This is a genomic window from Phocaeicola vulgatus ATCC 8482 (assembly GCF_000012825.1).
Lineage (GTDB): Bacteria > Bacteroidota > Bacteroidia > Bacteroidales > Bacteroidaceae > Phocaeicola > Phocaeicola vulgatus.
Genome location: NC_009614.1, coordinates 967,945 through 983,567, shown reverse-complemented (window position 1 = coordinate 983,567; position 15,623 = coordinate 967,945). Strand labels below are relative to the sequence as shown.

13 protein-coding genes are annotated in these 15,623 nt (G+C 39.1%); all 13 read left to right on the top strand.

Annotated features, from left to right (window positions below; genetic code table 11):
• The first annotated feature begins 143 nt into the window (after window positions 1–143).
• The gene (locus tag BVU_RS03595) at window positions 144–692 is read left to right on the top strand and encodes a UpxY family transcription antiterminator (protein ID WP_005636842.1); all 549 of its coding nucleotides are present in this window, start codon (window positions 144–146) and stop codon (window positions 690–692) included.
• 24 nt (window positions 693–716) lie between these two features.
• Window positions 717–1,823 carry an MraY family glycosyltransferase gene (locus BVU_RS03590; protein WP_007219035.1) on the top strand — a complete coding sequence of 369 codons (1,107 nt, stop codon included), beginning with the start codon at window positions 717–719 and terminating at the stop codon, window positions 1,821–1,823.
• 24 nt (window positions 1,824–1,847) lie between these two features.
• A complete protein-coding gene (locus BVU_RS03585) occupies window positions 1,848–2,642 on the top strand; it encodes a polysaccharide biosynthesis/export family protein (protein ID WP_007219036.1) in 795 nt (264 codons plus the stop codon).
• Between the two features lie 41 nt (window positions 2,643–2,683).
• The gene (locus tag BVU_RS03580; RefSeq protein ID WP_011964866.1) at window positions 2,684–5,062 is read left to right on the top strand and encodes a GumC family protein; all 2,379 of its coding nucleotides are present in this window, start codon (window positions 2,684–2,686) and stop codon (window positions 5,060–5,062) included.
• 13 nt (window positions 5,063–5,075) lie between these two features.
• Window positions 5,076–5,780 (top strand): tyrosine-protein phosphatase, encoded by a 705-nt coding sequence (locus BVU_RS03575; protein WP_005656934.1) that lies wholly within the window; start codon window positions 5,076–5,078, stop codon window positions 5,778–5,780.
• Between the two features lie 81 nt (window positions 5,781–5,861).
• Window positions 5,862–7,067 (top strand): UDP-N-acetyl-D-mannosamine dehydrogenase, encoded by a 1,206-nt coding sequence (gene wecC, locus BVU_RS03570; protein WP_005636852.1) that lies wholly within the window; start codon window positions 5,862–5,864, stop codon window positions 7,065–7,067.
• A gap of 818 nt (window positions 7,068–7,885) precedes the next feature.
• Window positions 7,886–9,229 carry a lipopolysaccharide biosynthesis protein gene (locus BVU_RS03560; RefSeq protein ID WP_005636855.1) on the top strand — a complete coding sequence of 448 codons (1,344 nt, stop codon included), beginning with the start codon at window positions 7,886–7,888 and terminating at the stop codon, window positions 9,227–9,229.
• Window positions 9,217–10,419, top strand: coding sequence for a hypothetical protein (locus BVU_RS03555; RefSeq protein WP_005636858.1), 1,203 nt, complete (start codon window positions 9,217–9,219; stop codon window positions 10,417–10,419). The genes BVU_RS03560 and BVU_RS03555 overlap by 13 nt, the downstream gene beginning before the upstream one ends.
• A 6-nt stretch (window positions 10,420–10,425) precedes the next feature.
• Window positions 10,426–11,595, top strand: a complete 1,170-nt coding sequence (locus tag BVU_RS03550) for a glycosyltransferase (protein ID WP_005636860.1) — start codon at window positions 10,426–10,428, stop codon at window positions 11,593–11,595.
• Window positions 11,596–11,600: 5 nt separating this feature from the next.
• Window positions 11,601–12,674: a polysaccharide biosynthesis protein gene (locus BVU_RS03545; protein ID WP_005636862.1), complete on the top strand. Its 1,074-nt coding sequence runs from the start codon at window positions 11,601–11,603 to the stop codon at window positions 12,672–12,674.
• Between the two features lie 174 nt (window positions 12,675–12,848).
• Window positions 12,849–14,003, top strand: coding sequence for a capsular polysaccharide biosynthesis protein CapF (locus tag BVU_RS03540; protein ID WP_005656928.1), 1,155 nt, complete (start codon window positions 12,849–12,851; stop codon window positions 14,001–14,003).
• A 6-nt stretch (window positions 14,004–14,009) separates the two neighbouring features.
• Window positions 14,010–14,408 (top strand): WbuC family cupin fold metalloprotein, encoded by a 399-nt coding sequence (locus BVU_RS03535; protein WP_005636866.1) that lies wholly within the window; start codon window positions 14,010–14,012, stop codon window positions 14,406–14,408.
• Window positions 14,409–14,414: 6 nt separating this feature from the next.
• On the top strand, window positions 14,415–15,596 hold the full coding sequence (gene wecB, locus BVU_RS03530) for a non-hydrolyzing UDP-N-acetylglucosamine 2-epimerase (RefSeq protein ID WP_005636869.1): 1,182 nt from the start codon (window positions 14,415–14,417) through the stop codon (window positions 15,594–15,596).
• The last annotated feature ends 27 nt before the right edge of the window (window positions 15,597–15,623 follow it).

The following is a 15,623-nucleotide window of genomic DNA, read 5'->3' as shown; positions in this document are numbered from 1 at the left end:
TCAGGAGCGGCCCGCATTCCGGAAGTCCTATGAAGGAAAAAACCGGATTAACCTTGATTGCTGTATCTTCCTTATTTGAAAAAGCAGAAGGTGCAGGAATGGAAATTATATCCTTTTTATCAACCCGGTAACATTACTTTTCGTTGAACATAGAAACACACACACACGAACATTGGTTCGCCCTAAAAGTATTTTATAACAAAGTTTTCGAGATTGAGGATATATTGAAAAAAGACAAGATCGAGACTTACATTCCTTGTGAGGAAACCTTGATGGAACGTAACGGCATAAAGAAGAAACTCCGTCGTCCGGTCATTAATTCGCTTATGTTCTTCCGTTCAACCGTTTGTCGTGCTTTGGAAGTACAGCGACAATTCACCAATAAGGTAATCCTATATACAAGACAGAAGGGATTGAAAAGACTTCCCCTTGCCATTCCTGATCGGGAAATGAACATTTTCATGCTGGTCACCTCGTCCGGCGAGCAGGGAATGGAATATTTCGGGGAGGACAATTCCAAGTTTCAACAGGGAGAACGTGTACGGGTCATTGACGGAAAGTTCAAGGGAGCGGAAGGGGTTATCTGCCGGATTAGGAAGAATCGCCGTTTGGTGGTCACCGTCCAAGGCGTATGCGCCGTGGCTACTTCCTATATTCCACAAGCCTTTCTACAACGGATAGGGCAAGATTAAGAAAATCATCAAAAGAATCATATAGTGGACATTCTTCATTTTATCGAATTTGCCTTTATAGTCATAGTCGGCTGGACATTGAGTGCGATGGTCCTGCCTCGCATTTCGTTGGTCTCTTTCCGACGTCGCCTGTTCGACTCAGTGGACGAACGTAAGTTGCATACTGCCCATATACCAAGGTTAGGCGGTATCGCCTTTTTCCCTTGTATCACAGTTACGGTTTCGCTTGCCATTATCGGTTACAACCTTTGGCAGGGCTATAACATACTCGACATGGACTTGACGAACCGTCTGCTTTCCATGCTCTGTTGTCTGTTCATACTTTATCTTATAGGTATGATGGATGACCTTATCGGTGTACGTTACCGTTCCAAATTTGTAGTGCAAATACTTTGTGGCATACTGTTGGTGATTTCCGGGTTATGCTTCGACAACCTATACGGGTTGTTCGGTATTTATGTCATACCTTATTACATAGGAGTGCCGTTCACAGTATTCGTCATCGTCTATATCCTGAACGCCATCAATTTGATAGACGGCATTGACGGACTTGCCTCTGGGTTGAGTATTATCTCATTCCTCGCTTTCAGCTGCATGTTCATCCATTTGCAATGGTGGATGTATGCCTTTATCAGTCTAGCTGCTTTCAGTGTGTTATTGCCGTTCTTTTATTATAACGTATACGGTAAGATATATCGGGGACGCAAGATCTTTATGGGTGATACCGGTTCGCTCACTATCGGGATGCTGCTGGCAGTGATGGTCATCCGTCTGAGTATGTCCGATCCAGTGAAAGAGAGTGCCTTTCCCGGTAGCATTGTGATAGCTTTTTCTTTTTTGATTGTACCAATGCTTGATGTGATACGTGTGGTTATTCACCGGTTGCGTAACGGTAAAAATCCATTTCTTCCAGACCGGAATCATATCCACCATAAATTTATAGCCTTAGGAATGTCCCAACGTAAAGCGATGGTAAGCATTGTTATTATGGCAGCTCTTTTTGCATTGGGAAATTGTTTTTTGATTCATTGCCTTTCCGTAACAAACTTGTTTCTGTTGGATGTGGCTGTTTGGACGGTGATTCATTGTTACATAACTATGAAAATCAACCGAAAACATAAAGTAGAATAATTAACTGTACAGAAAAAATAAGGTATGAAATTTCATTTAATTAAATTGTGCTTCTTATGCGTGTTGTTGGTGTCCTGCAATACCTCCAAAGAAATTGTCTATTTTCAAGATATCGTAGTTAATCAGCCCGAAGCGATTATCGGGGCACGGGATATTACCGTGCAACCCAAAGACCAGATTTCCATTATGGTGTCCAGCAAGGATCCGCAATTGGCGGCCCTGTTTAATCTTACACGGGTACAATACCGTGCCGGATCTACCGATTTGCGTACCGGAAGTAACAGTGGTGAAATATCCGGTTATACGTTGGATGATAAGGGAGACATTGATTTTCCTGTTATCGGGACACTGCATATTGCCGGTATGACCAAGAGCCAGATTGCCGCCCTGGTAAAGAAAAGGCTGATGGAAGAGAATCTGGTAAACGACCCGGTGGTCACGGTTGAGTTTATGAACCTTTATTTCTCTGTGTTGGGCGAGGTGAAAACTCCGGGTAAATATGCCATAACAAAAGACCAGATTACTCTTTTGGAAGCCATCAGCGTGGCGGGTGACCTAAGCATCTACGGAAAGCGGGATGCGATATTTGTCATCCGTGAAGAAAACGGCGAGCGTGTAACCCATTGGGTGGATATCCGCTCGAAAGATCTGTTTAATTCACCGGTATATTATCTGAAACAGAATGATGTGGTGTATGTACAGCCCAACAAGGTGCGTGCCGGACAAAGCACCATTAATGAGAACAGCGTGAAATCGGTATCGTTGTGGATCAGTATCGGTTCGTTCCTTTCCTCGTTGGGAGTTTTACTGTTCAAGTAATGTCGTTAATATTATTTCATAAGCTATAAAAGAGAGCCAAAATGATAGAAAATAGAACGAGTGTAGGCAAATCTGCCGAAGACTTTATACGGTTACAAGATTTATGGGGTATGTTTTTCCAGAAATGGTATTGGTTTGCCCTTTCATTATTCGTTGCATTGGCAACGGCATCATTATATTTGTTGAGTACTCCTAATGTCTATACCCGGACAGCAGCCATTTTGGTTAAAGATGACTCCAAGAACAATTCTTCGGCAAGTGCAATGAATGAGTTTGCAGATATGGGTATTTTTAAATCAAACACCAATATCAACAACGAACTGCTCACTTTGAAATCTCCTACGCTGATGACAGAGGTGGTGAAGCGTTTGGGGCTAAATGAGATATATACTGTTCGTAGGGGCTTAAAAAGAATAGAGTTGTATAAATCAAGCCCGATATTGGTGACTTATCTTTTTGATGATAAAAAAAGTGTAAGTTTTGATATAGAAGTTGGTGCACAAAACAAGTTTTATCTTTCAAACTTTATTGTTGCCGGAGAAGAAACAGGGGAACGGTTAGAAGGGATTATAGGAGATTCCATTCAAACATCAGCAGGAACATTGGCCATCAGCTTAACTTCTCAATATGAGAATTCTTTTACAGGCAGCACTATTCGATATAGTAAAGAATCGGCTGATATGATGGCTGACAGCTATACACAGAAATTGCGGGCTGAATTAGGCAACGAAGATGCCACCATTATCAATTTGAGCATTGATGATGCTTCTGTGCAAAAGGCAGAAGATATTTTGAATACACTGATTGAGGTTTATAACGAGAAATGGATCCAGGACAAGAACCAGATAGCAGTAAGTACCTCACGGTTTATCGGTGAACGTTTGGGCGTGATTGAAAACGAATTGGGTCATGTGGATGAGAATATCTCCAACTACAAGAGTGAACATCTGTTGCCGGACGTACAAGCCGCTTCCAGTCTGTATATGAGCCAGTCTGCTGAGAATAAAAAAGAAATTCAGACACTCACCAACCAGCTTGCGACGGCTCAATTTATTCGCCGCGAATTGGGGGGGAAAGAGATGAACCAGCCTTTGCCAACCAACTCCGGTATAGCCAACGTAAATATCGAAAGTCAAATCGGAGAATACAACAAGATGGTGTTGGATCGCAACCGGCTGATAGCCAACAGTAGCGAGAAAAACCCGTTGGTGAAAGATTTAGGGAACTCAATGCAGAGTATGAAACGTACGATTCTTCAATCGGTTGATAATCTGATCGTATCGTTAAATACTCAGATACGCAGTATTCGCCAACAGGAAGCAACAACAACTCAACAGTTGGCTTCTAATCCGAGTCAGGCCAAATACTTGTTATCGGTAGAACGTCAACAAAAAGTAAAGGAAGAGTTATACCTATATTTGCTCCAGAAGCGTGAAGAGAACGAACTGTCACAAGCGTTTACCGCTTATAATACGCGAATGATTACAGCTCCACGTGGCAGTGCTTTACCAACGGCACCAAATAAGAAAAACATTTTATTGGTGGCTCTTGCTCTCGGGCTTTTAGTACCGGCAGTTATTATCTTTATGCAAGAAAACATGAACACCAAGGTTCGGGGTAAGAAAGATTTGGAGAATTTGAGTGTGCCCTATTTGGGTGAAATACCGTTATATTTCCGAAACAAAAAAAAGAAGAATAAATTTTCGGAATATGCAATTGTGGTGGAAGAGGGTAACCGGAATATTATCAACGAAGCTTTTCGTGTGCTTCGCTCCAACGTGGACTTTATGAAAAGCAAGAATACCGAGCAGAAAGTATTTATAGAAACCTCTTTTAATCCGGGTAGTGGAAAAAGTTTTCTGTCCATGAACATCGCCATGAGTTTTGCCATTAAGGGAAAAAAAGTATTGGTGATAGACGGGGACTTGCGACATGGAACGGTTTCGGCTTATGTAGGGTCGCCTAAGAAAGGTTTAAGTGACTACTTGGGAAACAAGGAAGTCGTTTGGAACGAGTTGCTTGTGATAGACAAAAAGTATCCTAATCTGCATATAATTCCAGTAGGAACCATTCCTCCTAATCCGACGGAATTGTTGGAGGATGGAAGTCTGGCAACCTTGATGCAAGACTTACGCGATGAGTATGACTATATCTTTATTGATTGCCCGCCGATTGATATTGTGGCAGATACACAAATAATCGAGCAATATGCCGACCGGACACTCTTTGTGGTACGGGCGGGATTATTGGACCGCTCACTGTTATCTGAATTGGAAAGTATTTATCTAGAAAAGCGGTTCAAAAACCTTTCGGTAATTTTGAATGGGACGGAAAGTACTGGTGGACGCTATAGTTATCGATATGGTTACAGTTATGGTTACCACAATGGGTATACCTTTTATTACGGCAACTCAAAATAAATAGTCAACAGGAATGTGGCTTTTTCGACAGAAAAAAACATTAGCGGAAAGCGGTTTTTTCCGTGGTTTCACCGATTGCCATAGTCACTTGTTGCCAGGTATTGATGATGGAGTAAAAACAGAAGAAGAAACATGGAGAATTTTGGATGAGATGGAGCGGCAAGGAGTGCGGAAAATATGGCTTACCCCTCACGTCATGGAAGACATGTCCAATAAAACTGTTACATTACAACAAAAATTTTTGAGCTTAAAACAAAAATATCAAGGGAAGGTGGAATTGGCTTTGGCTGCGGAATATATGTTGGATAACCTTTTTGAGGAACGGTTGGAAAAGGATGACCTGTTACCCCTTGAGGAGGGAAAACGTTATCTGTTAGTGGAAACTTCTTATTTCAATCCACCAATGGGATTACTGTCTATTTTGCAACGCATCCAAAAGAAAGGTTATCATCCTTTGTTGGCCCATCCGGAACGATATGAGTATATGCAAATGATGGATTATAAAACGTTAAAAAAGAACCAAATTTCTTTTCAATTAAATATACCGTCATTAGTCGGAATGTATGGTAAGCACATAGAGAAGAAAGCGAAGATATTATTAAAAGCAGGAATGTATGATTTAGGAGGAAATGATGTTCACTCCCTTATTTTTTATGTGACAACTTGTAAGCAAAAAATAGACAATCTGTCTTTCTTGAAAAATGTGTGTAAAATATAGCGTATTTACATTCGGGAAGACTTTGCCCTAATATGTGTTTTTTTATGTAAATGAATGATTTAATATTTAATACAAAGATAAATGAAAGCATGTTTCATGGGCTTGGGTTACATCGGACTACCTACAGCCATTATTGCCGCAAAGCACGGCATTCAAATAACAGGAGTTGACATTAATCCTCATGTAGTGAAAATGACCAATGCGGGACATTTGCACATCATTGAACCTGGCATGGAGGAAATGTTACAGGAAGTAGTGAAAGCTGGCATGTTGAAGGCTTCGGTTACACCGGAAGTCAGCGATGCATACTTCATGGTGGTCCCAACCCCGTTCAAGGGAAACCACGAGCCGGATGTGAGTTACGTGGAAGCGGCTACACGTGCCGTATTGCCGTTACTGAAAGAAGGGGATCTTTATGTAATAGAATCCACTTCACCTGTAGGAACTACAGAGGCTATGGCACGCATCATTTTTGGTGAACGTCCGGAATTGGAAAGTAAGATTTTCATAGCCTATTGCCCGGAGCGTGTATTGCCAGGTAATGTGATCTATGAATTGGTACACAACGATCGGGTCATCGGTGGTTTGAATCCTGAATCTACCGAAAAGGCAATAGCATTCTATTCGCAATTTGTGCAGGGCACACTTCACAAGACTAACTGCCGTACAGCGGAAATGTGTAAGCTGACGGAGAACTCCAGTCGCGATGTACAGATAGCTTTTGCCAATGAACTTTCGCTTATCTGCGACAAGGCTGGTATCAATGTTTGGGAACTTATTAACCTTGCCAACAAGCATCCGCGTGTAAATATCCTGCAACCCGGTTGCGGTGTAGGAGGTCATTGTATTGCGGTAGATCCATACTTTATCACTGCTGATTTCCCGGCAGAAAGCAAGTTAATCAGCGATGCACGTGATATTAACAACTACAAGAGTTTCTGGTGTGCTGAAAAGGTGAAGAACGCCATGTTGAAGTTTGAGTTGAAGAATCATCGTAAACCAGTTATAGCCATGATGGGATTGGCATTCAAACCAAATATTGACGATTTGCGTGAAAGTCCGGCGAAGTATATTACCACGAAAGTGATGCAGAGCTGCAACAATGCCGACATTTTGGTCGTAGAACCGAATGTAAAAGAGCACAACGTGTTTAAGCTGACTAACTACTGCGAAGCCTACGACAAGGCAGACATCGTGGTGTTCCTTACGGCTCACAACGAGTTTAAAGAGCTATCTTGGAGGAAGGATAAAATGATATTGGACTTTTGTGGAATATTCAAGAAATAATGGATATTTCTAAATAAGTGCAAATACAATTATCACCGAAACTAATGAAAATTGCACATAAAATAGTTCAAGTACCGGAAATGAAATTTTTATTAAGACCTTTTATACACAATGTAAAAAGGAATAATCAAAATATACATGAGATTTTCCAGGAAAAATCTCATGTATATTTTCGGAGTTTGATAAGATTTTGCCACAAAACAATATCTTTTGCAGCGTATTTACCAATATATTATTGGGGGCGGTTCGTAAAAAAATATCAAAAGCGTTTCGATATAATAATCACCAGTGCCTGATACAAGAATTATGCATCCAAATTAAAATATATACTCGAAAAAATAGGAATTTATGTTTATCCGAAGATTTGAAGTGTTAGCTGGAAATAAGACTTGTGAAGAAACATACAGGAAACGTCATATCGACATAGAATATATCTTACATATATGAAGACTATCCATCATGTCTGTGTGATTTTGGTTACGTTGACGGTACGGTATCGCATTTAGAATTGATGAAAAAAATTCGGTTGGGCAAAATTGGAAGAATCGAATTCCCTATCAGTCACGAAATAACACATTTTTTCGAAAACATAGAATCAACGTATTGGCTAATACAAATGAATGGATCTTGCAAGATATGAACTACTATATAACTTCCTATTCAGACTTTCACGACGATGACACAAAGCCAAGGATGTTTGAATAGAAAGAGGGTAAGGCGATATTAATGCATAGTGAGTATGAGGAGAAGTGGAATATTATTCCTGTATAAAATTCTTTTAGATAATCCTATTATTAGGTGATTTTAGGTTTCAAGATATGAAAGGGTTGAGTTTTATTAAGTCATCTTCAGGCAGAACTCAAAAGGCACAAAAGAATATTTTGGGGATGTTGCTCATAAAAATTTGCAACATCATTATTAATTTGGCTTATGTTCCATTGTTGATTAATAGTTTGAATCAAGATAGATATGGAATATGGTTGACAATTACTACAATTGTTTCTTGGATTGCATTTTTTGACATTGGGTTAGGTAATGGTCTGAGAAATAAATTGGCGGAATCAATTGCTTGTAAAGATGAAATAAATGCTCGAAAATATGTGAGTACTACTTATGGTGCAATGGGAATCTTATGTTTCTTGTTCTTTATCATAGAGGCCTGCATTGTTCCATTTTGCAATTGGAATAGTCTGCTAAACGCTCATTCGATTCCTAATGGTGAACTTACATTATTAATGTTATGGGTTCTTTCAAGTTTAGCATTTCAAATGCTACTAAAACTTCTAAATTCTGTATTGTACGCTTTACAAAAGCCGGCATTATCCTCATTGATATTGATGCTTAGTCAATTGTTCGCTTTCATTGGAATTTTTATTTATACAAATGTTTGCAATGAAGTTTCTCTTTTGAAATTGGGAATGATTATATCAATGGCTCCAGTCGTTGTATTGATGATTTTTTCATTGATACTGTTTAGAAAAATGATACCCCAATATATGCCAACCCCCTCTTTCTTTGAGCGTTCTAAAATAAAAGAGATTGTTATTCTTGGGAGTAAATTCTTTTGGATTCAATTGACGACTTTATTATTATTTCAGTCAAACAACTTGATAATCGCCCATACTTGTGGAAATACTTCTGTGGCTGAGTATAATATTGCCTACAAATACATTGGTTTGATAGAGATGGCCTTTATGATTATCATGACTCCTTTTTGGTCTGCTGCCACTGATGCTTATGCGAGAAAGGATTATCAATGGATTAAAGGAATATTAAAAAAACTACAATTCATTTCATATATAATGATTGCCGCTGGAGGAGTTTTGATTTTATTATCAGATTTTGTATACAAATGGTGGTTATCATCAACTATCAAACCCGATAAATCATTAATGTTTCTTCTATTATTGTATTTCTGCATCCAATTATCATGGGCTAGATATGGGAGCATAATCAATGGTATTGGGTGTGTAAAGCTCCAATTCTATATTACAATGATAGAGGCTTTTGTGCATATTCCATTGGCTTTATTGCTTGGTACTTATTGGGGTGTAAAAGGAGTAATTATTTCACTTATTATATCAACATTTGCCAATACTATTTGGCCTAAGATACAGATCAAAAATATTTTTTTAGGAAAACGAAGTATATGGGTAAAGTAAATTCTATTACAAAGCTAGAAATAGCGATATTTGTTTTTCTCACTATGATGATATCAGGAGCATCGTCCATTGCTAGTAATGATTTTATTAGAATTATAGTTGTGGGATTATTAGCTCTTTATAGCTTTATAAATCATAAGAATTTATATAATAATATTCTTTTTTATTTATTAAGTGGATGGATTTTAATAAACCTAATATCCTCATTATATTTTGGTAAAAATATAGATTTTTTTCCTTTTATAGGGAAAATTGTTTTGATCTATCTTGCATATTTATGTTTATCTTGTTGCAAGGATAACTTTTGGGATAAATATGAGCAATTTTTGTATAAACTGGCGTTAATTTCTACAATATTTTATATCTTATCCTTGTTCTTTCCCAGTATGTTTAATAGCCTTACTTCTGTATTCCGTCCTTTTACCGCTGATATTTTTTATCAGAAGGAGTCTCAGAAATACTATTTCTATGCTTTCTTTTTTACATATATGGGTAATGGAAACTTCAGGAATAGTGGTTTTATGTGGGAACCGGGTGCATATGCGATGATTTTAAATATCTTGATTGCATATAATATATGTCGACAAGGTTTTCAATTGAATAGACACATTAAGGTATATACTATAATCCTTTTAACTACATTTTCCACAGCAGGATATTTGGCATTTTTTATCATTTTGCTACTGTTTCTTTTGAAAGGACAAAATATTTATATAAAAGCACTTATTCTTATCTGTACTGCTTTTTCAATAGGTTGGTTGATGAATGCAGACTTCCTTCTTCCAAAAATCGAAGAATTTATATCCTCCGCACAAAAGGGAATAGTACACCATCAAGGTTACAGGAAACTATATGAAGCCAATAGAATCCTTTCTTTCAAATTGTTGACGGATAAATTTTTGATGTTTCCAATAGGTTGGGGTTGCGTCCAAGATACAACTTCATATATGGCTTTGAAACATATTGTTACTGTTAATGGCTTGGGAAACACATTAGTGACATGGGGTATTTTCGCATTCTCTTTTTTTATGTACTCGATTGGTAATTTTTTCTATCAATATAGGCAGTCAATTATTATTGTTACACTTTCATTATTAGTAGTATGTATTAGTTTTTTTAGTAATCCTATAGAAAATAACATACTACTCTATTTGTTAATTTTATCTCCTTATATCGTAGAATTTAATTGATAAAACATGAATATTGGCATTATTTGTAAATACCCTATTCCGTATGGAATGGCAGCCACAACACGTATCTTCTCATATTCTAAGGGCTTATTAGAATGTGGTGATAAAGTTGATGTATGGTCAATTGCACCTAATAATTTTAACGCGAATAATAATAATGAAGGCGTTTTTAATGGTATATCATATTTTTATTCATTCAGAAGCAAACGATTTAGTAATAAGCTATTCCATGCATATGAAATGATTTATTCTCTTTTTATCTTAGGTGTAAAATTACATAAAAGAGATAAAATTAGAAGATATGACGTGTTTATTATAAGCTCAGATAGTCTCATTTGCCTGCTGTATATGAGGGTATTAAATATATTATTTAAGAGAAAACTTATTTTTATTTTTGATGAGTATCCAACACCTATTAGAGGTAAATTAAAGAATAAAATACCATTTTGGAAAGAAGTGATTTATCGTGTTATTTTAAGTAAATATTCAGGATATATTTCCATGACCGAAAATTTATTGAAATATTATAAAAAAATCACAGACAATCCAGGTATTATAATTTCATCCATTACCGATGTCAATCGATTCCATAATATAATAAAAAAGCCTATAAATAAAACTAAGAAATTAATTTATATGGGAAATATGGAATTATCAAAAGATAATGTAGACAATATTTTGTACGCTTTATCTATCTTGCTAAGAGATAATTATGATGTTCATTTGTATCTTTTTGGAAAACCAAATTTAAAAGATAAATCTATATTGGAAAGGATTATTGAGCAAGAGGGATTAGCAAACAACACAAGTTTTAGATTTGCTCAATATAATGATGTTCCAAAGATTCTATCAGAAGCAGACATTTTAGTTTCCTCCCAACCTGTGACTGTTCGTGCAGACGGAGGATTCCCAACTAAATTGGGAGAATATTTAATGTCGGGTACTCCTGTATTATCAACCAATGTTGGAGAAACATCAAAATACTTTAAGGATGGCGAACATATGTATTTTGCAAAACCAGAATCGCCATTGGATTATGCTAACAAGCTCAAATATATCATAGATAATTATGAGAAAGCATTAGCTGTTGCTAAAAAAGGGAAAATGCTAATAGAGCAATCGTATTCTCATATATCTGCTGGAGAAAAGATGCATAAATTTTTAAAATCATTATAAATAGTATGTCAGTATTCAAAGACAAAGTCCTGTTAATTACAGGCGGTACGGGTTCCTTTGGGAATGCTGTGCTACGTCGTTTTCTTGACAGCGACATCAAGGAAATCAGAATTTTCAGTCGTGATGAGAAGAAGCAGGACGATATGCGTCACCGCTTGCAGAATTCTAAGGTGAAGTTCTATATCGGTAATGTCCGCAACAAGACTTCTGTAGATATTGCTATGCGTGGTGTTGACTACGTTTTTGCCGCCGCCGCTCTCAAGCAGGTGCCGAGTTGTGAGTTTTTCCCTATGGAGGCTACTCGCACTAATGTTCTCGGTACTGGAAACGTTCTTCTTTCTGCTATCGAGCATGGGGTAAAAAATGTTGTGGTCCTTTCTACTGATAAGGCAGCTTATCCTATCAATGCTATGGGTATCAGCAAAGCACTTATGGAGAAGGTTGCGATTGCTAAGGGTCGTGAACTTGGCGAGGGTGCGGCTACTACCATTTGTTGTACTCGTTATGGTAACGTTATGGCAAGCCGCGGTTCTGTTATCCCTTTGTGGGTTGAGCAGATGATAGAGGGTAATCCTATTACTATCACTGATCCGAATATGACCCGCTTTATGATGACTCTTGATGATGCTGTTGACTTGGTTATATACGCGTTTACCCATGGTCATAATGGTGATCTTTTTGTCCAAAAGGCTCCTGCCGCTACTTTGGAGACTCTTGCTACCGCACTGAAGGAAATATATTCTAAGGTTGATCCGAAATATGGAGATACTGAGGTTCGCGTTATTGGTACTCGCCACGGTGAGAAACTTTATGAGACTCTTGTCACTCGCGAGGAGATGGCTAAGGCTATTGATATGGGCAATTATTACCGTATTCCTTGTGATAACCGTGACTTAAATTATGACAAGTTCTTCTCTGAGGGTGATGAGGTGGTTTCTCGTATTGAGGATTATCATAGCCACAATACTCAGCGCCTTGATGTTGAGGGTATGAAGAAGCAGTTGATGCGTCTGCGCTTTATTCAGGAGGATTTGGGCTTGATTGAGAAGGCAAAGGCGCGCGAAATCCGTTCCGAATAGCCGGTGTGTGAAAACCGGCAATCTACTGCGTTGCCATCGACTTCGCAAAGTATTTTTTTGGGGGGGGGAACAATTATTCAAAGTGTTCCCGCTATTGAGAAATCACCAATAGGAAATCTTTTACACACAGGAAGACATTATCTTTCTTTTCCATCATAATTAAATTTTATCTCAATGAAAATATTAGTTACCGGAGCCAAGGGCTTTGTCGGTCGAAATCTTGTTTCGCAACTTTACAATATCCGCGATGGCAAAGCTCGCAATTACGGCATTGACAGTGAGGACTTGGCCGTTTATGAATATGATATTGACAGTGACCCTGCCGACCTTGAGGAATATTGCAAGAATGCAGACTTTGTTTTCAATCTTGCCGGTGTTAACCGCCCGAAGGACAATTCTGAGTTTCTGAAGGGCAATTTCGGCTTTGCGTCGGTGCTTCTTGACACTTTGAAGAAGTATGGAAACACTTGCCCTGTTATGATTTCATCATCTATTCAGGCGGTTCTTGACAATCCTTACGGTGAGTCGAAGCGTGCTGGCGAGCAGTTGATGTTTGAATATTCGGCGGAAACTGGAGCGAAAGTGCTTGTCTACCGCTTCCCGAACGTTTTCGGAAAGTGGTGTCGTCCAAACTATAATAGTGCCATTGCAACTTTCTGCAACAATATAGCGAATGATCTTCCTATTAGCGTCAATGACCCGAGCATTGTTATGAATCTTGTTTATATAGACGACGTTGTTGATGAGATGATAGCGGCACTTAACGGCAACGAGCATTGCAATGAAAACTTCTGTGAAGTTCCAGTCACTCATACCCGCACACTTGGCGAGATTGTTGAGATTATCCGCTCGTTTAAGGATATGCCAGCAAATCTCGGCGTTGCAGATATGGGCGACGGTTTGGCTAAGAAACTCTATTCAACATACCTTACTTATCTGCCGAAGGAGCGTTTTGCGTATCCTTTGAAAATGAACGTCGACGAGCGCGGCAGTTTTACTGAATTTATCAGGACAGCCGATCGTGGTCAGGTTGCGGTGAATATATCCAAACCGGGTATTACCAAAGGTGAGCACTGGCACCATACAAAGGTGGAGAAATTCGTTGTAGTCAGCGGTCACGGCCTTATTCAGATGCGTAAGGTCGATTCAGACGAGGTCGTCAATTTTGAGGTTTCCGGCGATAAAATCGAGGTTGTTGAGACTATCCCGGGATACACTCATAACATTGTAAACCTTTCAGAAACAGAGAATCTTGTAACTCTGATTTGGTGTAACGAGTGCTTTGACCCGAACCGCCCAGATACTTATTTCGATAAAGTAGTAAAATAGCAGGTTATGTTGGTTATCGACAAAGAATTGCTTGACGGGGTAACGGCACAGGCAAAGGCGAGTCCCCGTTTGCGGATGAACTACAATCTGCATGACAGTCTTGAGGCAAAGGCGCAGAGACTGATGAACGCTATGGAACCCGGAACCGATTTGCCGATTCACCGCCATACCCATACTGCAGAAACGTATTTCGTTCTACGCGGTAGAATCAACGTGCTGTTTTACGGTGAAGATGGTCAGTTGGAAGAAAGCCGTGAACTTGACCCCTTGAAAGGATGTTACGGCGTTCAGATTCCTATCGGTCAATGGCATACGATTGAGGTCCTTGAAAGCGGAACGGTAATCTTTGAAGTTAAGGATGGACCGTACACACCACTTACTCCTAAAAATACAATGACAAAATAAAATATTATGGAATTAAAAACTGACTATTCAGATATAAAATTTGCGGAAAACGGCAAGTTGAAACTTTTGATAATTGTAGGAACAAGACCTGAAATTATCCGCCTTGCAGCCGTTATCAGTAAGTGCCGCATCTATTTCGACACAATCCTTGCTCATACAGGCCAGAACTATGACTATAACTTGAACGGCATCTTTTTCAAAGACCTGAAGTTGAAAGAACCAGAAGTGTATATGGATGCCGTTGGCGATGACCTCGGTTCAACAATGGGAAATATCATAAGTGCTTCCTATAAACTCATGTCGCAGGTAAAGCCCGATGCTGTACTTGTTCTTGGCGATACAAACTCATGCCTGTCAGTTATCGGAGCAAAGCGTCTGCACATACCTATCTTCCACATGGAAGCAGGTAATAGATGCAAGGATGAGAACCTTCCGGAAGAGACAAACCGCCGTATCGTCGATATCATCAGTGACGTCAACCTTGCCTATAGCGAGCATGCTCGCCGCTATCTTGCAGAATGCGGATTGCCGAAGGAGAGGACATACGTTACCGGTTCACCAATGGCGGAAGTCCTTCATAATAATCTTGAAGAGATTGAGGCAAGCGACATTCATAACCGTCTCGGCCTTGAAAAGGGCAAATATATCCTTCTTAGCGCCCACCGTGAGGAGAATATCGACTCAGAAAAGAACTTCACTTCATTGTTCCGGGCAATCAATGCGATGGCAGAGAAGTACGATATGCCGGTGCTTTATAGTTGCCACCCAAGAAGCCGCAAACGCCTTGCCGCAAACGGATTCCAATTAGACAAAAGAGTAATTCAGCACGAGCCTCTCGGATTTCATGATTATAACTGTCTCCAGATGAACGCATTTGCCGTTGTCAGCGACAGTGGAACATTGCCAGAGGAGAGTTCATTCTTCACATCAGTAGGCCATTCGTTCCCGGCAATCTGCATCCGCACGAGCACAGAGCGTCCGGAAGCCCTCGACAAGGCATGCTTCATATTGGCAGGCATTGACGAAAAATCATTGCTTCAGGCGGTTGATACAGCCGTAGAGATGAACAAGAATCAAGATAACGGCATTCCAGTGCCAAACTATGTTGATGAGAACGTATCAACAAAGACCGTTAAACTCATCCAAAGTTACACCGGCGTTGTCAATAAAATGATATGGAGAAAATAATTAAGAATTTTACCTAAATCATCAATA